This window comes from Paenibacillus sp. JJ-223, assembly GCF_927798175.1.
Classification (GTDB): domain Bacteria; phylum Bacillota; class Bacilli; order Paenibacillales; family Paenibacillaceae; genus Paenibacillus; species Paenibacillus hubeiensis.
On record NZ_CAKMMP010000009.1, the window covers coordinates 209294 to 229138 of the forward strand.

The window sequence follows — 19845 nt, forward strand, 5'->3', positions numbered from 1 at the left end:
TGTGCGGTTTCATTCTTGCAGGACAGAAGGTCCCTCTGTACTACCGGGGGCCTTCCGTCATGCCCTGCATGTTGAAACGCGGAAGCGGAGTTGAATGCATGGATAGAGAACATGTACAAAAGTCCCGTATCGAACGAATTACGCTAAAAAATCGGATTCTTCTGCTTTTTGCCGCCGTGGCCCTCATCCCCTTCCTCTTATCCTGCTACCTATCCTACAATACGATCAATTCCATTCTCACGACCAAATTGCAATCCGGCATCCAGAGCAATCTGAAACAGGTGACCCTTTCTTTGGAAAACACGCTCAGCAACCTGAACCATGTTTCCCAGCAGCTCGCCTTCGAAGGAAGCATCGGCAAACAGCTGGAACAGCTTATGATTGCAGATCAACCCTATGACCGCAGTTATTTAACCGACCAGATCAAATACCAGCTGAACCTGATTGCGTTCACCAATCCCAATATCGGGTTAAGCATGTACTATTTTCGCGAAGACGGGAACGTTCTCTTTGAAACGATGGGGGTAAAGGATTCATTTGATCCGGATCAGCTGCCAATTATGGCCGAATATTACGGAATCACGTATTTTGGGCCTCATATCAGCAATGACCGATTTAACGATCAATATGTTCTTTCCGCGCTGCGAAAGGTGGATTTGCCCGAACGGGGCGATGCCTATGTATACATTGAAAGCGGGTTTAACCTGACGCAAAGCATTCTTGACCTGGATGATGTCAGCAAAAACACAGCTCATCTTATTTTGGATAATCATGGACGTGTCTCGTACAGCGAGTTAAGGGATGTATTTCCCGAAAACGCGGCGTTTCCGGCTTCGGACAATCCTTCGCTTACTGCGGCAGCTTCAGGGATCACTTCGGGCTATTATTGGTACAGGCAATTCAGCAACCAGGGATGGAGCGTGGTTTCCCTTATCTCCAAAGCGGATTACGACCAGGAGAAAAACCGCTGGGTGATGCAGATGGTCCTGTTAACCGTGCTGTTTGCAGCAGTCAGCTTGGCCATCGGCTGGTTGTTGTGGAAAATGGTATATCGGCCATTGTCCCAATTCCACCGGGAGATGAAGCAGATGCTGAACAGCAACTTCAACGTGGTGGACGCCAACTCGCGCATACCGGAATTTGAAATGCTGCTGACACAGTTCGGGCGGATGAAGTCCCACATTGCAAGATTGTATTCCGAGGTCGAACTCAAAGAGAAGCGCAGGGCGGATCTGGAAATCGAGAAGCTGCTGTACCAGATCAATCCGCATTTCCTGATGAATACGCTGGATACTGCCCATTGGCTGGCTGTCATGAATGGTCAAGAGGAGATTGACCGACTCGTCACTTCGCTGAACAAGCTGCTCTATTACAATTTGCGCAAAGGCGGCCAGAGCTCTACCATCCGGGAGGAGATCGATTCGCTCAGGCAGTATTTGATCTTGCAGCAGATTCGCTATAATTTTCAATTTGATGTTTGCATACACATCGATGACGAACTGCTTAACGTATCGGTACCGAGGTTCATTTTGCAGCCGCTCGTTGAAAATTCGCTGTACCATGGGCTGGATGACAAGGGAAGGATCGAAGTGGAAGTAAGCAGGCACAACGGCTGGCTTGAAATCTCGATTAGGGACAACGGCAGAGGCATCTCCGAAGAAAAGATCAAAGTACTGCTGGAACAGGAGCAGGTCGAACGACATCGGGTTGGCATGGGCATCGGCATGAATTATGTCAAACGTATGCTGGAGTCTTATTATGAAGGCCATGCCAGCCTGATCGTCACCAGTGAGCCGGGGAAGGGAACCCGGATCGTCATTGGGCTGCCGATTCAATGCAAAGGGGAGGAACCATCATGATCAACGTGCTGATCGTCGATGACGATCAATTGGTGCGCAAAGGGCTCATGCTCGCGATGCCTTGGGATGCTTTTGAAATGAAGGTGATTGGCGAAGCAGGGAACGGGGAGAAGGCACTTGAATTTTTATCGGAGAACCGCGTGGATTTGTTGATTACCGATCTGGCCATGCCCGTCATGTCAGGGATCGAGTTAATCCGTGCCGCGCGCAAGCAATACCCGGATTTGCCAATTGCGGTTCTGACGCTGCATCAGGATTTCGAATACATTCAGGAAGCGCTGCGTCTGGGCGCCATTGATTACATTGCCAAAGTGCAGTTGGAGAAGGAACGGTTCGAAGAAGTGCTTGGACGCATTCATGACCGTATTCAGGCTGACAGGCGTAAACGCTCCAACGACGATATTGCATCGGAATCCGGTAAGGATGCACTGTTTTACGGAGAGCTTGAAAGAGGCGGTGCACAATCACTGAACGAATCGAATGGCGAACGGGAGCAGACCGGAGCAACTTTGGTTGAGGCGGAGGATGGAGGCATAAAGGACAAGCTGCACTCGTTTCGCTGGGTTCATGATGAGCGATATATGAATGAAATGCTGCAAGAATTGAGGCTTATGCAATTGCCCGTGCCCCGGTTGATGCAGTTGCTTTACGGCGTCACGGTAGACTGGAACCGCATATTCAAAACCATTGTACAAACAGAAATGATCACGCCCGTTCATTTTGCCTCCTGGCAAGACGTGGTGGAATGGATGGCGGAATTTCGCGCAGCAGCACTTGGTTTATCGGGGGGCCAGTATCTCCGCAAAGAGGTAAGCAGCAGCATCTTGACTGCCGTCAAAATCGTACATGACGAGTTACACAAACCTTTGTTCGCCAGCGATGTCTCGAAGCGCGTTAATCTCAGCCGCAGTTATTTCAATCAATGCTTCAAGGAAATGGTCGGTTATTCTTTTAATGAATATCTGCGCAAAATCCGGATCGATAAGGCACGGGATTTCTTGACTCAAACCGCCAAACCGATTGTCTGGATTGCGGAGCATACGGGTTATGCCGACGAGAAGTACTTCAGCCGGATCTTCCGTGAGCAGGTGGGCATGCTGCCGAGCGAATACCGGAATGCGCCAAGACGAGGGTAGACGGATGGAGCTTGGGTGGGATAAATGAATTGTAAGCGTTAACAAAATCGGACGTTTCACCTCCTGTTTCTCGTTCGGTTCTCTATCTATCGATGTTTCAGGCTCGTGTTATATTGTTGGTGCTGGACGCGAATGACATTCCAATAAAGGGGGAGCATCCATTTGGGCAAAAAAATGGTCATGGTGGCGATGATGCTGCTGCTCGCATTCACGAGCGCCTGCAGCAGCGCGGGCAGCCAGGAGAACGAAGCGGCGGGGAACAGTACCACGCCAGGCGTTACGGAAGAAGGGCCGGCAGATCCGTTCGGCAAGTATGATCAGACGATTACCCTGACGTATGGCAAAGAGGTCGATCCAACGGACAAAAGCTTGCCTGCCGGGGATACCCCGGAGAATAACCAGTATTCGCGTTATGTGAAGGATAACCTGAACATTGATACGAAGGTCACCTGGCAGGCGGCCACCGGCACGAACTACGAGCAGAAAGTGAACCTGGCGATTTCAAGCAACGATTTGCCCGACGCGCTTGTGGTCAAGGATACTCAGCTGCGGGCGATGGTGAAGGCGGGGCAGCTGGAAGACCTGACAGATGCATTTAATCGATTCGCTTCGCCGGCCATGAAGAGTTATATGGAAAAAACGAACGGCGTATCGGCCGAGGCGGTCACATTTGACGGAAAAATGTATGCCATTCCTAGTATACAAGTACACTCCGACGGCGTTCACCAAATGTGGATCCGCAAGGACTGGCTCGACAAGCTGGGGCTTGAGCCGCCCAAAACGATGGAGGAACTGGAGCAGGTCGCGAAAGCATTCGTGGAACAGGATCCGGACGGCAACGGTAAGCATGATACGATCGGAGTTGCCGGACAGCAGAACGGCGGGCGGTTATACGCCAATTTCCTGGAGTCGACCAACAACACGTATGGACTTGATCCGATTTTCGGGGCCTACAAGGCGTATCCCGGTTACTGGTTAAAAGACGATGCGGGCAACCCGGTCTATGGTTCCATTTTGCCGGAAACGAAGGAAGCGCTCGCCAAACTGCGCGATATGTACGCTGACGGGTTAATCGACAAGGAACTCGGCATTCGCAAAAGCGCGTCCGAGCCTGTGGTCAACGGTAATGCGGGTATCTTTTTCGCGCCGTGGTGGATGGGGTATGGACCTCTGCCCGATGCCATCAAAAATGATCCGAATGCCAACTGGCAGGCCTACTTGTTGCCGCTGGATGCCGACGGGCAATTCAACGCCCACATGGGCGCTCCTTCTACCGTATTCGTCGTCGTTCGCAAAGGATACGAGCATCCCGAAGCTGTCATCAAAATGCTGAACCTGCTCATTCGCGACGAGTCGACGTTCGATATCTCCGTGCCAGTGGGGCACTACCCGCTGCGTGTTCCGATGTCTTACATGGATGAGAGCGAATATTCGGCGAAAGCGCTGCAAGAGGTACTCGCCGGTACGAAGAAACCCGAAGACTTTACCGATCCGGGTTACAAACTGCTTGCGGCAGATATCCAGAATGTCAAAAAGGTGAAGAAAGAGCCGTATGACAATATGGACATCCAGTATTGGGACCCTCAGGCAGACCTTGGCGTATGGAGCCGCATCTATTCCCTGTTGGTCGGATCATCGTCCTTGCAGCAGGACTACAACAAGGTATATAGCCTTCTGTATTCCCAGACCCGCACGATGGAGAGCCGCTGGTCCAACCTGAAGAAGCTGGAGGACGAAACATTCCTGAAGATCATTATGGGAGCGGCCCCTCTCGATACGTTCGATACGTTCGTCAGCGACTGGAAGAAGCAGGGCGGGGACAAAATCACCGAGGAAGTCAAAGAGTACGTGAAGTAGTACGTCATTTTAAGGGGGCAGCTGTCCAGGGCGCCGGGTTCATCCGGCGCTTCTTCTTGAGTAGAACGTGATGGAGATTGCGGAGGAGGAACACCGGATGCGGAACCGAAGTTTCATCAAACATTATTACGTCATGTTGCTGCCCGGAATGGTGTGGCTGCTGTTCATCAGCATCATACCGATGTTCGGGATTGCCATTGCTTTTCAGGACTTCAACCCGGGTCAAGGCATCTGGAAATCGACCTGGATCGGGCTGGAGAACTTCGAATATATGTTCAGCCTGAACGATACCAAGACCATTTTCTTCAATACGGTGTATATAGCCGTCATGAAAATTGCCGGCAATCTGATCGTGCCGTTGATTTTTGCGATCATGCTCAATGAACTGCGTCTCTTGGTGGTCAAACGCTGGGTGCAAACGATCGTGTATCTTCCTCACTTTTTGTCCTGGGTCATTCTGTCCGGCATATTGCTCGACGTGTTTTCGTACACGGGTCCTGTCAACGGACTGCTGAGCATCCTTGGATTTGAACCGGTGTTATTCTTTGCCCGAGCAGACTTATTCCCGTTTATTGTCGTGGGTAGTGACGTATGGAAGGAATTCGGTTTCAACACGATCATCTACCTGGCCGCGCTGACCGGCATCAGTCCAGCCTTGTACGAAGCAGCTTCGATGGACGGAGCCAGCCGGATGCGCAGAATCTGGCATGTGACTTTGCCTGGATTGCGCACGACGATTGTACTCTTGGCGGTGTTAAGTTTGGGAAACGTGCTGAATGCAGGTTTTGATCAAATTTTCAATCTGTACAATCCGCTGCTGTACTCGACGGGCGATATTATCGATACATGGGTATACCGCGAAGGGTTGCTGAACATGCAGTACGGACTCGCAACCGCGGTTGGCCTGCTAAAATCGGTAGTCAGCTTTGTGCTCATCATCGTCTCGTATCTGCTGGCTTCGAAGTTCGCCAATTACCGCATATTCTGATAAGGAGAAGGAGTCGAGCGAGATGATAAGAGAAACGACGCTGCGATCCCGGGTGTTCGATGTCACGCTGCTGGTCGTGCTGCTGTTGATCGCATTCCTGTGTATATTGCCCCTCTGGTACACGCTGGCGGTATCTTTAAGCGAGAAATCGGCGGCTGCTGCCGGGAAAGTATGGCTGTGGCCCGTTGGTTTCAATTTCAATTCATACCAGCAAATTATCGGAGACCGTTCCTTTTTCAATTCCTTCTGGATTTCCATTCAGCGGGTGGTGCTTGGGGCAGCCATCACGTTTGTTGTAACAACGATGATGGCTTATCCGCTCTCCAGGAGCCCGCGCGAATTCCGGATGCGCAACGTATTCATGTGGATTCTCGTGTTCACGCTGCTGTTCAACGGCGGCTTGATTCCCTGGTACATGACCGTGAAAGCGATTGGGCTGTATGATACCATTTGGGCGCTTGTTCTAGGCGGGGGAGTGCCGGTATTTAACGTTATTCTGATCGTGAACTATTTCCGGAATCTGCCCAAGGAACTGGACGAGGCTGCACTTGTGGACGGGGCCGGACCGTGGCGCATGTTGATCACCATTTATGTTCCGCTGGCCGTGCCGGTACTGGCTACAGTCACGTTGTTCACCATCGTGTATCATTGGAACGAGTTCTTTCACGGGCTGGTGCTGACTTCCGGACAGGATCATTATCCGCTGCAAACGTTAATCCAGCAATTCGTCGTCGTCATCGACGCGTCCAACATGACGGAAGACCAATACAAGCGGATGAACGAGTTATCCAATCAAACGCTGAATGCCGCAAAAATATTCATTGCCATGCTTCCCGTGCTTATTGTGTATCCGTTCCTGCAGCGTTTTTTCATCCATGGCATTACGCTTGGGTCAGTAAAGGAGTAGCGCTTCATTCATATGAATTCGGGCGGATATGGCATGGGCCCCTGGTCGGTGCATTTTATGCAAATCGAAAAAGCCTTCATGAAGATGGACCGATCCGTTCCTTGTTCATGAAGGCTTTTTTGGCTTACATTTTGACCAAATGGAGGAAGCTTGATAAAATTAGTTATTCGCATAATGGATGCAGGATGGGCGAATGGGTTTCGTTTTATATTACTGAATAGATCAGGTGATTGAATGAACGCAGCGAATAACTCGAACGAACTTTTAAATACGTGGATTTCCCTTACGAATATTCAAACGAACATCAATGATGAGCTGGAGCGTGTATTAGAAGCTGAATACGGTTTGTCGTTGAAAGAATTTTTCGTGCTTTATTTTTTGATGCAGACCGATGAGAAAAAATTAAGGCTGCAGCAGCTGCAGGACCTGGTTGGCTTGAGCCAGAGTGCCATATCCCGGCTTGTCGGCCGGATGGAAGCTGAGAACTGCGGTGCCTTGAACCGGCATATTTGCGAGGATGACCGCAGAGGGATCTACACGTGCATTACCGGTCTGGGGCAAGAGAAATTCCGCAAAGCGCTTGTTACGTTTAACGAGATGCTGGAAACCTCTCTGCAGCAAGGAGATCTCAAACAGCAGATCCAGTCGCTGATTCAAAAACTGTAAGCGAACGTCACGACAAAGAGCCAATCTCCTTTCCGGGATCCCGGGGGTGAATGGCTCTTTGTTTAAACACACTCCAAAATCACCATTGACATGAAACGCGTTCCAGCCGATATGATCAAATTGTAGTTTGAAATGGAATGCACAAATTTCGAGCAGATCGTTCATGTTCGGGTGAAATTGGATATGTTCATCCGGGTTGTACCCCTTAAAATAAAAACTTGAGCTATTTAAGAAAACGTTTTATATTTGGAACAGATTCGAGGTGAGTTCTTATGAAGGTTGTAAATCCGCTTTCGGCCAACATCGTGCAATTGCTGGAACATTACGAAAGCAACGGTCACTTGAACATGCAGGCTTCATTGATGGGGGACCGCTCAGCGCTGTACGAATTGGAAAATTACAGTCTGAAAGTATATACCGCTCGAGGGAAGTTAGACGGAGAGATGGAATGTGATGCCATGTTATCCATGCAGAATCTTCGCCATGTCCCTAAAATGTATGCTTATGCCCCAGGCAAGTTCGTGCTCACGGAGCGCGTGCAGGGTCTTAATTTAAAAGATTATTACAGTGTGCATGGGAGTGTGCCGCAGCATTTGCTGTACGATATGCTGCAGACGGAGTATGAGCAAATTCAGGCCGGGTATCATGATTGGGAAGTGATCCAGTATGAGCAGCTGCGCTGGACGGCCACCGGAGAAGTAAAGCGCGTTGACTTTTGGTTGTGCGAACCGATGGGCAGTATACAGTCGCAAACCGTACAAGCTTTTATGAACAAAGTGGAGAGAATCCATGCGGGCGATCCTACCGATTTGGAAACGATCATGTATTACTTCAAAAGACATGGCCTGAGCGAGGCTGACATTCAATGCGTGTTTGAACAATTCAGAATGCGGCATTCGCAGCCTTTTCAGCCGTATAAATCATTGAACGGTTAAACGATGAAGTCGCAGAACATGCGACTTTTTTAGTGCGAACAAAAAAGTCCTTGTCCTTCGTAAGGGGATAAGAACCATGCCGCCCCCTTTGTTTGGCCTTGTGAATAGATCCATAACTATTTTTGGCAGACGGTCGTAACAGGCATTTCCAGTGGAATCATGGCAGGGCTTTATGTACATCCGTTAAGGTGTAGTTCTTCAAAATCGTATGCAGGATGCCCCACATAATGGGGCATCCTGCATACCAAGCTAGATGAAATTAATAGTATCTTCTTTTTTTACAAGGAACGATTTCAATCTTCACGTGAGAGTGCTTTTTCTTTGCGATCGGAACAAATTTGACTTTAGTAACGACGGTTTTGGTGATTTTTTTGACAAAGCATTTCGGCTTATGGCCGTGATGGTGATGATGATGAGAATAATATTTTTTCTTCACTGTGAATCCCCCCTAACTTGTTGATAGTGCAATATATGGGGATCTCCTTGGATTGTTAAGTGCTATTGTCCCTGGCATGTAGAAATGAGTAGATTGCCGGGGGTGGAAAATGGAATTAAATGTTTACTGGATACGAAATGTATCTTATAATATCTTTGCGATACATAATGTATTGCCAAGGTTGCATCATGAGCATTGAATCTTTCCAAGAAGGAGGTGGCTAAGATGGAAGCGAAAAAAGAAATGTGGCAAGCTCCCGTATTGGAAGTACTGGACGTTGCTCAAACGTTGGCTGGTGCAGGTTACAGACAAATCGACTGGGTTACGGAACATGATGCGGACATTTATGATCCACTGTCCTAATCCTTTTCCACAAGCCATATGGGTTCAGGTATTCCGTGCTGAGCTGTACTTATGAACATAATCTCTCTCTCAAGGTCGCCCATGGGCGACTTTTTTTCATTGGTTGGCGAAAAAAAGAACCAACCTCTCCATAGGGAGCAGATTGGTTCCACTGCAGATTATGATTCCGTTTCTTTGATGGCCGATGCATGGACGGCACTTTCCATTCCGCTGTTATACGCGCGGAACAAGCCGAGTCGCCAGAATGCTGCCCCTTTTAGGTCGTATCGCTTGGCAAGCCCCAGCTTGTCATCGACGGAATCAGGTTTCTCGCTGCCCAGACTGATGCCTAACAGCAGCTTCTGTTTAGGTACGCCAGCTTCCAGCGCAAGTTTGATCGCTTGCTCCACAAGGGAGTTCGGCTCGGGTACCTGCGCTTTGGTGCCGACGGGATTATACTGATACGCCATGATGATCAGATCGTCGGCAACCGAAGCGAGCGTTTTGTAGTCGTAGCCTTTGTAAGCCCCGTTCAAGGGAGGCACGGCGATCGACAGGGAGATGTCGGAAGCGACGGCATTCTTCAACTCTTTGACGTATTGGTTAAACAACTTTTGCTGTTCAACGGCATCCAGTTTGAAGCCGAGGCCTTCGAAATCCAGCACGATTCCTCCAAATCCGTTCTCCTTGACGGCAGCAGCAATTCCATCGATCGATTTTTGACGCATGCTGCTGTCGCTCAGCATCCGGGTTAACTCCCCGCTGCCATCCAACGCATAAACCATCAGATACGGGCGAACCCCCTGATTGGCTGCATCTTGAACAAGGGACTGCGGCGTTACTTCTCCGGCAGCGGCAGGCATGCGGTATTCATCGCCCTCCAGCGTGAATTGACCATCGCGGTCGATGCGGCTCCAGCCGTAGGCGACCGAATTCATGGAGGATACCAAATCCCTTTCCTGGAAGGACTGCACGGCATAGAAAGCTCTAAGGTGCATTTCCTTTTGCGGAGATACGAGAGAAACGGTACGTGTCGATTGGTTCCAACTTACGCCAACGCCGAATTGGGCGCTGAATGAACTAAGCGGAATCAGCACGCGTCCTTCTCTCTGGATTGGAGCAGCTGCCAGTTTAACCTGTTTACCGTTCACCGTGGCTGTCTTACTGCCAACGTGAAGCAGAACTTCAACGGTTTCACCTTTTACGCTGCCTGCAGCCTGAACGGTTTGGGTTTTGCCGTTCCAGGCAATTTCGATGCCTAAAGCTTGGCCCACCGTGCGGAACGGAACATACGTAACGCCTTTCTCGATCCGGGGAGCGGCATCGAATTGCAGGCCAACGTCATCAAGCAAGACCGAAATGCCGGGAACTGCCTGTACATGGCTGACACCCGGAGCAGCCCCGAACAGGGATAATGCAACAATCGCAGCAAGGGCATTTCTTCCGACACGATGTGCGAACATAACTGATTACCTCCAATGCATGTACGAAGATCGTATTCATAACTACGAATCTAGCATGGTATAGTATAGCAAAATTTTCATAGAGTTCCAATTTTCAAAGGGTAGGTAAAGAAGATTCGTTTACATAAAATGGTGGGTGTTGGAGATACTGTGGTCAAAATCTCCTGAGTGGAGTGATACCTATTTATGCGTGAAGCAGGCACCAAATTGAACACATCCGAGGCCGTTATCGTCGTTTTAAACAGTGTGCTCGGTGCGGGCATTTTGACGCTTCCCCGTACCATCAGCAAGGCGGTAGGGACCCCGGATGTATGGATCTCCGTGCTGATGTCAGGGCTGTTAGTTACAGCGATCGGCCTAATGATGGTGGCATTGTGCCGGCGGTTTCCTGGAAAAACGGTGTTTGAATTCCTTCCGCAACTTACGGGGCAATGGGGAGCATATGTCTTGGGGATGTTAATCGTTTCCTATTTTGTTGTGTTGTGTTCGTTTGAAATCAGGGTTATGGCGGAAATTACAAGCATGTACCTGCTAAAAGGCACCCCAAGCTGGGTTTCCATCATGGTAATCATGTGGATCGGAATATATATGATGAATGGCGGACTGAAGGTGATGATACGGGTTTTCGAAATCATGCTGCCGATCACGCTGGCGCTGTTTCTGCTGGTATTCCTTTTGAGCGGGCGGTTATTTGATCTCAACAACCTGCGGCCGATGCTGGGCGAAGGGTTCATGCCTGTGTTGAAAGGCATCAAACCTTCATTTCTGTCCTATTCGGGTTACGAGGTAGTATTAATAACAACGGCTTTTATGGCCAACGCCAAAGCAGGAAGCCGAGCGGTCATTTACAGCGTACTGGTGACGACTCTCATATATCTGGTTACGATTGTGATGGTCATTGGCAATTTGTCTTTGGAGGGGGTTCACACAAGAACGTGGCCGACATTAGACATGGTTAGAAGCTTTGAAATCAGAGGATTTTTTTTCGAACGTTTCGAGTCCTTTTTCCTCGTTTTTTGGTTGACGCAAATTTTTGCCACATATGTTTTTAAGCACTATTTTGCGTCGATCGGATTGCGGGAATTATTTCGGCTCAAAAACGTGCAGGTTATACAGTATGCGCTGCTTCCGGTTCTGTACGTGCTATCCTATTTGCCACGGAATTTGGATGAAACCTTGTCTTTGGGAGACAGACTGGGTGATATATCCATATTTTTGTTCGGATTGATGCCCTTGATGCTCCTGATCCTCAGCTTTGCGAGAAAAGGGGCGGCAGGCAGGTTATAGAAACTCTCGCAATGCAGAAAAAATGTTGACCCGGTTCGAGAAAGAGCGATTACAACCAAGAAATCGAATGCAGCCTCATTGGATCATAAGCAACATTGAATTGAAAAAACATCGCCGGAGGTGAAGGAAGTGAATCCATCCCCATCGCAAATCAGCACAACGGATACGATTGTGGTTTTGATCAATGCCATGCTCGGCGCGGCCATTTTTATGGTTCCCCGATCAACGGTCCTGGCTGGCGGAACTCCGGATGTTTGGATTTCCATCATATTGTCAGGAGCCGTCGTTGTGGGCATGGGGTACATTATGGTTGGACTGTGCAGGAAATATCCGGGGAAAACACTGTTCGAATTCATGCCGGAGATTACGGGCAAATGGATCGCGATCCCGATCGGGTTCTGCATGATCGTATATTTTCTCGTAAGGGCTGCTTACGAGATCCGAATTATGGCCGAGGTGACGGGCATGTATTTGCTCGAGGGGACGCCCCTGTGGGCCATAATGATGATTTTTATGTGGATCGGGATGTATATGCTGCTGGGGGGGTTAAAGGTCATCGTACGTGTGCTGGGGATTATTTTGCCGATTACGCTGGTGCTGTTCGTGCTAGAGGTCCTGCTCAGCATTCAGCTGTTCCATCTGAATTATTTAAGACCATTGCTTGGAGAGGGCATTTTGCCTGTCGTGAAGGGAGTCAAGCCCGGCTTGCTGTCTTTTATCGGATTTGAGGTGTTGTTCATTTTGGCAGCAAACATGAAAAAGCCGAACGAAGGACGCAAGGCCGTTTTGTGGAGCACCGGAATAACGACGGCGTTTTATCTGATCACTGTGGTGATGGTTATCGGCAGTCTTTCCATCGATGGGATATGGAATCGGACCTGGCCCACACTGGATCTGATCCGCAGTTTTGAGATTGAGGGGCTCGTTTTTGAGCACTTCGAGTCCTTTTTGCTCATCATTTGGATCATGCAAATTTATGCCGTGTTCGCGATTTCCCACTATTCTGCTTCGATTGGAGTGAGCGTGGTATTCCGAATCCAACATGTTAAGGGCATTATCTATACGTTGTTCCCCTTCGTTTATCTTGTTGCGATGATTCCTGAAAATGTGGAAGAAACCATTGAATTAGGAAACAAGCTGGACAACGTCTTTCTGGTTTTGTTCGGGATTGTTCCGATATTACTGTTGTCGGTAAGCCTGATTCGAAAAAAACGGGCGAAGGGGGACAAGGCAGGTGCAGGGAATGTTCAAACAGAAGGAGAGACGCCATGAGCATAAAAGAGCGCTTGGTCTTAATTCGGAGTACGTTCATAAGCCGAAATGAATGAAGGACTGCGCCGAGGTGAGAAGTGAAGCCGGTTGACTGGAGTAACCATCAACGGCTTCAAACTACCCATATAAGCATTTCGTGTTGGGCAGCATGAATTTTCGCTTGACAGCAGAAAACAGATCCTTTAAATTGAATGCATGCGCATGCTTTTTGTAATCGATGGAGGTGCGCCACAAACGTGTACATCGGAAGCGAGGATGTGAGGGAAATGTTTTGGTTCATGATGATCTCCGTGTTGACCGGATTGGTTGTTCTTATTCACCGATTATGGCCTGCCCCATATCTTACGCAAATCCATTATCGGAGCTTGATCAATCAGAAGGAGAGCTTGCACCATTTCAAAATTGTCGATATCCGGGACGCTTCTGAGTATGAACACCAACCGACTCCGGATTCCATCAATATTTCATTGGGCCGCCTTCCGTATGTATGGCATAAACATCTGTTGAGAGAAGAACGCATTTTTATTTTGTCCAACGAAATGTACAGGGCCAAAAAGGCCGCGCGGATCTTGCGCAAAAAGGGGTTTCAATCCTTGTACGTTGTAGAAATGGATCGTAAGCCGGTTGTGTCAACGCCAAAATAGAATGGATGTGTACGCATTGAGAACAACAGACGAACGTTTGGACACCTGGTTTTCATTGACGCATATCCAATCCGAGATCAATGAACAACTGGAACAGGTGCTTCAACAGAAATACGGTTTGTCTTTAAAAGAATTCTATGTGCTGTATTTTATTTCGCAAACCGATGATAAAGAGCTCCGCTTGCAACAGCTGCAAGAGAAGATCGGTTTGAGCCAAAGCGCAACATCCCGGCTTGTAGCACGGATGGAGGCCGAAACCTGCGGCGCGTTGGAAAGACATATGTGCGAGAAGGACCGCAGAGGGATCTACACCGGCATAACCGAACGGGGCGAAATGAAACTGCGCGGCGCGCTTGAAACGTTTGACGAAGTATTGCAGGAAAAGCTGCTGAACAAGGGGTTGAAAACGGTAATGGAATCGTTGGTTGCCGAGCTCGGTTGAGGCGAAGAAGGAGATAGTGGATCGTAAAGCGTGTTCCTTCCTGGTACGGAATGAATCTGAAGAAATGTCTCATCCCCATTCACATGCGTGTTCATGCATGTTTTATATAGATAACAGAGATGTGAGAGGAGATTTACGATGAAAGATCTATTTAGTTCGTATACATTGAAAGGGTTGGATTTGAAAAACCGGATCGTGATGCCTCCCATGTGCCAATATTCTGTTGAAAACAAAGATGGCATTGCTACGGATTGGCACTATTTGCACTATGTAAGCCGTGCTGTGGGCGGTACCGGGTTCATTATTATTGAAATGACCGATGTGGAACCCGATGGCCGCATTTCCGATTTCGATCTTGGGCTGTGGTCGGACGATCAGATCCCGGCGTTGAAACGAATCGTGGATGCTTGCCACAGTTACGGCGCCAAAGTCGGCATTCAGATTGCCCATGCGGGACGCAAAGCCGAAGATGCCGAGGTTCCCGTGGCGCCGTCTGCGATCGCGTTTGACGAAAATTACAAACAACCGCGCGCACTGACGACGGCCGAAGTGAAGGACATGGTCGAAAAATTCCGCAGTGCGGCGGCCAGAGCGGTGAAAGCCGGATTCGATGCCATTGAAATCCACGGTGCCCACGGCTACCTGATTCATCAATTCCATTCTCCGCTGACCAATAAACGCGACGACGAGTACGGTCAGGACCTTATCCTGTTCGGCCGCGAAGTCATTCAGGCTGTTAAAGGAGAAATGCCTGAAGACATGCCGCTGATCATGCGGATTTCCGCCAAAGAGTACGTTGAAGGCGGATATGGCATCGAGGAAAGCATCGCTTTTGCTAAAGCTTACCAGGAAGCCGGCATCGACATGTTTGACGTTTCCTCCGGCGGCGAAGGCCCGATTGCGGCTTTTGGCAGACCCGGCACGCATGCGGGCTATCAGGTGCCGCTCGCCCGTGACATCAAGCAAGCGCTCGATGTTCCCGTCATCGCCGTCGGCAGATTGGATGACGCAAAGCTCGCCAATGCGGTGATCGGCAATGAAGACGCGGACCTGGTAGCCGTAGGCAGAGGGCTGCTGAGAAACCCGCATTGGGCACTTGAAGCGGCATCGAATCTGAGAAAAGAAACTTCGATTCCGAAGCAATACTCGGCAGGATTCTAAACGATCGTTGCGAATAAACTAACCAAACATTCCAAAATATCCGAGGAGGGTTAACATGCTTTATTCCAATTCCGTGCAATCTCTTTTTGAGCCTATTACTTTAGGAAATCTGGTCCTGCCCAATCGCACCGTCATGGCGCCGATGACCCGCGGCATGTCGCCGAACGGGGTTCCCGGCCCGGACGTTGCCGGCTATTACCGCCGCAGAGCCGAGAATGGCGTCGGTCTGATCGTGACGGAAGGCACGGTGGTGGATCATGCAGATGCATCCGACCAGCAAAACGTTCCCCATTTCTATGGAGAAGAGGCTCTCAAAGGCTGGGCCCACGTGGTGTCCGAAGTGCATGCGGCTGGCGGCAAAATCATGCCGCAGATTTGGCACATGGGCGTAAAAGGCCAAGTCAATGATTATTCCGAATCGGACATTGCGGGCATCGTGTCGGCATTTGCCCAAGCTGCTGCCGAGGCCAAACGCATCGGTTTTGACGGCATTGAAATCCACGGCGCGCATGGGTACCTGATCGACCAGTTTTTCTGGGAGAAAACGAATCAGCGCACAGACCGTTACGGCGGAAGCATGCTTGCGCGCACTCGTTTTGCGGAAGAAGTGGTTCGTGCATGCCGGAAGGCGGTAGGTCCGGATTTCCCGATCATCCTGCGCATTTCGCAATGGAAGAGCTCGGATTATACAGCCAAACTGGCAAAAACGCCGGAGGAGCTGGAGCATTTCTTGGCACCGCTGCTTGAAGCGGGCGTAGACCTTTTCCACTGCTCGACTCGGCGCTTCTGGGAGCCTGAATTCGAAGGTTCTGATTTGAATTTTGCCGGTTGGGTGAAAAAAATAACGGGCAAGCCAACCATCACTGTCGGTTCTGTAGGCCTCGACGACGACTTCATGGCACTGTTCACCCGTGGAGAGGGTGCAGGCAACGCAGGCATCGAAGGTTTGGCGCAGAAGCTCGCCAACGGAGAGTTCGATTTGGTAGCAATCGGCAGAGCGCTTCTGGTCGACCCGGCTTGGGTCAGCAAAATCCGGGACGGCCGCACGGAGGAATGGATTCCATTCACCCCCGAAGCACTGCAAACTTTATCTTAATCCATATCAGGCAGGGACGAAAGCTGGCCAACGCCAGCTTTCGTTGTATCCCCGGGATCACGCGCGGCAGGCATGGAGCAGGGATTATTCATCGTCGACGCCGGCAGCTGGAAGCGGAAGCAAGGCTTCGTAAAAAAGGGGTTGCAAACGCTTATACTTATGGTATACTGAGTTTACATAACAGGATTGTGACCGGTAAGGCGGGCAATGCCTAAATTGATTAGAGTACCATCAGCGCATGGTATTGTAATTAATTTAGGCATTTTTTGTTGATACTGTTCCTGTGGGGAGGTGTAACCGAGATGATGTTTGTTGAGAAAGTGCTAAATAACAATGTATTGTTAACCAAAAACCATAAAGGCAAAGAAGTCATCGTTATGGGAAGAGGCATTTCTTTTAACAAGGCTGCCGGAGACCGGGTTGAGGATGAAAAAATCGATAAAATTTTTGTGCTGAACGAAAATGAATTCACAGCCAAGTTGATGGAGCTCTTGAATGACATTCCCGTTACTCATCTGGAAGTGGTCAATGAGATCGTTACCCGTGCCAATGAAGTGTTAGGCACCACGCTGAGCGACAATATTTATTTGACCCTGACCGACCACATCCATTTTGCGATCCAGCGACACGAGAATGGCGTGCAGCTGAAAAATGCGATGCTGTTCGAAATCAAAAGCTTTTACAAGAAAGAATTCGAGATTGGCCTGGAGTCGCTCCAATACATCGAGAACTCCCTGGGGGTGAAGCTTGGCGAGGATGAAGCAGGATTTATCGCACTACATATCGTGAATGCGCGCATGGACAGCAGTGAAATGAAGCTGACGATGAAAATGACCGAAATGGTTCATTCCATTCTGAACATCGTGACCTATCATTACAACACGATCATGGATGAGTCTTCCGTAAATTATTCCAGATTTTTAAGACACTTGCAGTATTTCTCGATGCGTGTTCTTCGAAATGAAGTACAGCAGACAGGCGAAGACTTTTTGTATAACCAAGTGAAGAAGACGTATGCCAATGCCTTTGAATGCACGCGCAAAATCAATGACTTTCTGGAAAAAACGTATCAGCAATCATTAAGCAAGGATGAATACGTATATTTGACCATTCATATTCATCGGGTCACGGAACGCAATCATCTGGAAACAACCGAATAACAAACCATCCGGCTGAGGGGTGTAACTGGTAATGCAGGCAAAACCTAAACTGATGGTGAAATGAGCAGCGATTCCGCAAGCTGTTATTTCACCACGAGTTTAGGTTTTTCTTGCTTGTGGCGGTAGGATGCTGTGATTGGGCATACTACCAGGCATACCTGGACCATAAACCTAAGCCGATCATCCACGTAAAAAGAGGAGAGCTGTATATGAACGACAAAGAGTTATCTTCCAAAATTCTTGAGCTTGTCGGCGGCGAATCGAATGTCAATTCGGTCTTCCATTGTGCGACAAGATTAAGATTTCAATTGAAAGACCGGGACAAGGCCGATAAAGAAGCGCTGCAAAAAACGCCGGGCATCATTACCGTCGTAGAGAGCAGCGGCCAGTTTCAGGTTGTTGTCGGCAACAACGTTGGGCCGGTTTACGAGAAAATGATCGAAGGTACAAGCATCGGAAACGCGGATGCATCCAAGAAGGATGAGTCCTCCGAGAAGAGCACGATTCTGGGCAAAGCCGTCGATATCATTTCAAGCATCTTTTCGCCTACGCTTGGCGCGCTTGCCGGGGCCGGGCTGCTGAAAGGACTGGTTGCGCTCTTCCTGTTCCTGAAATGGCTTGATGCTTCGAGCGGAACGTATCTCGTGCTGAACGCGGCTTCGGACAGCGTGTTTTACTTCCTGCCGGTCTTCCTGGCCGTGACCGCATCGCGCAAATTCAAAACAAACATGTTTGTATCCGTGGCCATCGCCGGAGCGCTCGTCTATCCGGCCGTCATCGCCGCGGTCAGCGCGCCCGACAAATTAACGTTCCTCGGCATTCCGATGGTGCTGATGAATTATTCCTCCAGCGTCATTCCGATCATCCTTGCCGTCTGGGTACAGTCTTATGTCGAAAAATGGTTTAATTCGTTCGTGCATTCGTCCGTCAAAAACATTTTGGTGCCGATGCTCTCGCTGGTCATCGTCATTCCGCTGACGTTTCTGGTGTTTGGTCCAATCGGCTCCATGATCAGCAGCGGACTGGCTACCGGTTATGGCTGGATCTACAACCTGAGTCCGCTGCTTGCCGGTGCGGTAGCTGGCGCGTTCTGGCAAGTCTTCGTCATTTTCGGCGTACATTGGGGATTCGTGCCGGTCATTCTCAGCAACATCGCGGAAGTTGGTTACGACACGATGCTGCCAATGCTGACTGCGGCCATCCTGGCTCAAGCAGGGGCGGTATTCGGGGTATTCCTGAAAACCAAAGATACACAGCTTAAAGCGCTTGCCGGTTCTTCCGTGGTCGCATCCGTCTTCGGGATCACAGAGCCTGCCATTTACGGGGTTACGCTGAAGCTGAAAAAACCGTTCATTTATGCCTGCATCGCCGGGGCTGTGGGCGGCGCGATCATCGGCTCGGGCGGTGCGCAAGCGGTGGCCTTTGCTTTACCGGGATTGCTGGCGTTGCCAACGTATATCGGTACGGGTTTCCTGTCCGTGATCATCGGTTTGGTTGTGGCGTTTGTGCTCGCTTTGGTGATCGTTATGGTCCTTGGATTCAAAGATAGCGTTCAGGAGCAGGCTGCGCCGAAAGAAGAAGCGCCTGCATCCACGCCTGTGCAAGAAAGCACGGTACTGAAAAAAGAAATCATCGAAAGCCCGCTGCAAGGTGCGGTCAAACCGCTGGAGTCGCTGCCGGATGAAGCTTTTGCGTCCGGTGCGATGGGACAAGGAATCGTCATTGAACCGTCCGAAGGCCGATTGACTTCTCCGGTGAACGGAACGATCACAACCGTGTTCCCGACAGGGCATGCGATCGGGATAACTTCGGACGAGGGCGCCGAGCTTTTGATTCACGTCGGCGTGAACACGGTTCGCCTGAAAGGCAAACATTTTGAGAAACAAGTGCAGGAAGGCGACCGCGTTGAAAAGGGACAATTGATCCTGCTGTTCGACATCGAACAGATCCAGGCAGCAGGTTACGTCACTTCGACGCCGGTCATTGTGACGAATTCCGCCAATTACCTGGACGTACTGAAAACGTCCGAATCGGAAGTTCGCCGTCAGGATTACCTGATGACCGTGGTCGTATAATAGAATAACTTATGTCACGAAGCCTTCGATCGATACGATCGAAGGCTTTTTTGCATGCACATTGCAGCCACTCGTGTACGAACAATATGACAATAATGTAAGCCAGGCGTAAGGTTAAC

General features: G+C 49.6%; 17 protein-coding genes. 16 read left to right on the plus strand and 1 reads right to left on the minus strand.

Going from position 1 to position 19845, the window contains the following annotated elements; genetic code table 11:
- Positions 1 to 98 precede the first annotated feature (98 nt).
- The 8 genes from L6H98_RS17305 (at position 99) to L6H98_RS17340 (ending at position 9147) form a co-directional block, all read left to right on the plus strand.
- Positions 99 to 1859, plus strand: a complete 1761-nt coding sequence (locus L6H98_RS17305; RefSeq protein WP_236416956.1) for a sensor histidine kinase — start codon at positions 99 to 101, stop codon at positions 1857 to 1859.
- The gene (locus L6H98_RS17310; protein WP_236416958.1) at positions 1856 to 2995 is read left to right on the plus strand and encodes a response regulator; all 1140 of its coding nucleotides are present in this window, start codon (positions 1856 to 1858) and stop codon (positions 2993 to 2995) included. The genes L6H98_RS17305 and L6H98_RS17310 overlap by 4 nt, the downstream gene beginning before the upstream one ends.
- A gap of 162 nt (positions 2996 to 3157) precedes the next feature.
- Complete coding sequence (locus L6H98_RS17315) at positions 3158 to 4852, plus strand: extracellular solute-binding protein (protein ID WP_236416959.1); 1695 nt, start codon at positions 3158 to 3160, stop codon at positions 4850 to 4852.
- Between the two features lie 97 nt (positions 4853 to 4949).
- Complete coding sequence (locus tag L6H98_RS17320; protein ID WP_236416960.1) at positions 4950 to 5840, plus strand: ABC transporter permease subunit; 891 nt, start codon at positions 4950 to 4952, stop codon at positions 5838 to 5840.
- Positions 5841 to 5862: 22 nt separating this feature from the next.
- Positions 5863 to 6747, plus strand: coding sequence for a carbohydrate ABC transporter permease (locus L6H98_RS17325; RefSeq protein WP_236416961.1), 885 nt, complete (start codon positions 5863 to 5865; stop codon positions 6745 to 6747).
- Positions 6748 to 6981: 234 nt separating this feature from the next.
- Positions 6982 to 7413, plus strand: a complete 432-nt coding sequence (locus tag L6H98_RS17330) for a MarR family transcriptional regulator (protein ID WP_236416962.1) — start codon at positions 6982 to 6984, stop codon at positions 7411 to 7413.
- Positions 7414 to 7685: 272 nt separating this feature from the next.
- Positions 7686 to 8348 (plus strand): hypothetical protein, encoded by a 663-nt coding sequence (locus L6H98_RS17335; RefSeq protein WP_236416963.1) that lies wholly within the window; start codon positions 7686 to 7688, stop codon positions 8346 to 8348.
- Positions 8349 to 9009: 661 nt separating this feature from the next.
- Positions 9010 to 9147, plus strand: a complete 138-nt coding sequence (locus L6H98_RS17340) for a paeninodin family lasso peptide (RefSeq protein WP_236416965.1) — start codon at positions 9010 to 9012, stop codon at positions 9145 to 9147.
- Between the two features lie 158 nt (positions 9148 to 9305).
- On the opposite strand, the gene L6H98_RS17345 is transcribed toward L6H98_RS17340, so the two are convergent.
- A complete protein-coding gene (locus L6H98_RS17345; RefSeq protein WP_236416967.1) occupies positions 9306 to 10589 on the minus strand; it encodes a stalk domain-containing protein in 1284 nt (427 codons plus the stop codon).
- Between the two features lie 186 nt (positions 10590 to 10775).
- On the opposite strand from L6H98_RS17345, the gene L6H98_RS17350 reads away from it, so the two are divergent.
- The 8 genes from L6H98_RS17350 (at position 10776) to L6H98_RS17385 (ending at position 19726) form a co-directional block, all read left to right on the plus strand.
- Complete coding sequence (locus tag L6H98_RS17350) at positions 10776 to 11876, plus strand: GerAB/ArcD/ProY family transporter (protein ID WP_236416969.1); 1101 nt, start codon at positions 10776 to 10778, stop codon at positions 11874 to 11876.
- Between the two features lie 129 nt (positions 11877 to 12005).
- Positions 12006 to 13148, plus strand: a complete 1143-nt coding sequence (locus tag L6H98_RS17355) for a GerAB/ArcD/ProY family transporter (protein ID WP_236416971.1) — start codon at positions 12006 to 12008, stop codon at positions 13146 to 13148.
- A gap of 266 nt (positions 13149 to 13414) precedes the next feature.
- Positions 13415 to 13792, plus strand: coding sequence for a rhodanese-like domain-containing protein (locus L6H98_RS17360; RefSeq protein ID WP_236416972.1), 378 nt, complete (start codon positions 13415 to 13417; stop codon positions 13790 to 13792).
- 16 nt (positions 13793 to 13808) lie between these two features.
- A complete protein-coding gene (locus L6H98_RS17365) occupies positions 13809 to 14234 on the plus strand; it encodes a MarR family transcriptional regulator (RefSeq protein ID WP_236416975.1) in 426 nt (141 codons plus the stop codon).
- Positions 14235 to 14372: 138 nt separating this feature from the next.
- A complete protein-coding gene (locus L6H98_RS17370; RefSeq protein WP_236416977.1) occupies positions 14373 to 15395 on the plus strand; it encodes an NADH:flavin oxidoreductase/NADH oxidase in 1023 nt (340 codons plus the stop codon).
- Between the two features lie 55 nt (positions 15396 to 15450).
- Positions 15451 to 16491: an NADH:flavin oxidoreductase gene (locus L6H98_RS17375; RefSeq protein WP_236416980.1), complete on the plus strand. Its 1041-nt coding sequence runs from the start codon at positions 15451 to 15453 to the stop codon at positions 16489 to 16491.
- Positions 16492 to 16796: 305 nt separating this feature from the next.
- Positions 16797 to 17651 (plus strand): BglG family transcription antiterminator LicT, encoded by an 855-nt coding sequence (gene licT, locus L6H98_RS17380; RefSeq protein WP_236417051.1) that lies wholly within the window; start codon positions 16797 to 16799, stop codon positions 17649 to 17651.
- Between the two features lie 209 nt (positions 17652 to 17860).
- Complete coding sequence (locus L6H98_RS17385; RefSeq protein WP_236416982.1) at positions 17861 to 19726, plus strand: beta-glucoside-specific PTS transporter subunit IIABC; 1866 nt, start codon at positions 17861 to 17863, stop codon at positions 19724 to 19726.
- Positions 19727 to 19845: the final 119 nt, after the last annotated feature.

Excerpts from the sequence above, each read along its gene's own strand:
- L6H98_RS17350 (WP_236416969.1), top strand. The coding sequence starts at position 10,776 with ATGCGTGAAGCAGGCACCAAATTGAACACATCCGAGGCCGTTATCGTC.
- L6H98_RS17335 (WP_236416963.1), top strand. The coding sequence starts at position 7,686 with ATGAAGGTTGTAAATCCGCTTTCGGCCAACATCGTGCAATTGCTGGAA.
- L6H98_RS17305 (WP_236416956.1), top strand. The coding sequence starts at position 99 with ATGGATAGAGAACATGTACAAAAGTCCCGTATCGAACGAATTACGCTA.
- L6H98_RS17325 (WP_236416961.1), top strand. The coding sequence starts at position 5,863 with ATGATAAGAGAAACGACGCTGCGATCCCGGGTGTTCGATGTCACGCTG.
- licT (WP_236417051.1), top strand. The coding sequence starts at position 16,797 with ATGTTTGTTGAGAAAGTGCTAAATAACAATGTATTGTTAACCAAAAAC.
- L6H98_RS17345 (WP_236416967.1), bottom strand. The coding sequence starts at position 10,589 with ATGTTCGCACATCGTGTCGGAAGAAATGCCCTTGCTGCGATTGTTGCA.
- L6H98_RS17330 (WP_236416962.1), top strand. The coding sequence starts at position 6,982 with ATGAACGCAGCGAATAACTCGAACGAACTTTTAAATACGTGGATTTCC.
- L6H98_RS17360 (WP_236416972.1), top strand. The coding sequence starts at position 13,415 with ATGTTTTGGTTCATGATGATCTCCGTGTTGACCGGATTGGTTGTTCTT.
- L6H98_RS17320 (WP_236416960.1), top strand. The coding sequence starts at position 4,950 with ATGCGGAACCGAAGTTTCATCAAACATTATTACGTCATGTTGCTGCCC.
- L6H98_RS17370 (WP_236416977.1), top strand. The coding sequence starts at position 14,373 with ATGAAAGATCTATTTAGTTCGTATACATTGAAAGGGTTGGATTTGAAA.
- L6H98_RS17340 (WP_236416965.1), top strand. The coding sequence starts at position 9,010 with ATGGAAGCGAAAAAAGAAATGTGGCAAGCTCCCGTATTGGAAGTACTG.
- L6H98_RS17385 (WP_236416982.1), top strand. The coding sequence starts at position 17,861 with ATGAACGACAAAGAGTTATCTTCCAAAATTCTTGAGCTTGTCGGCGGC.
- L6H98_RS17375 (WP_236416980.1), top strand. The coding sequence starts at position 15,451 with ATGCTTTATTCCAATTCCGTGCAATCTCTTTTTGAGCCTATTACTTTA.
- L6H98_RS17310 (WP_236416958.1), top strand. The coding sequence starts at position 1,856 with ATGATCAACGTGCTGATCGTCGATGACGATCAATTGGTGCGCAAAGGG.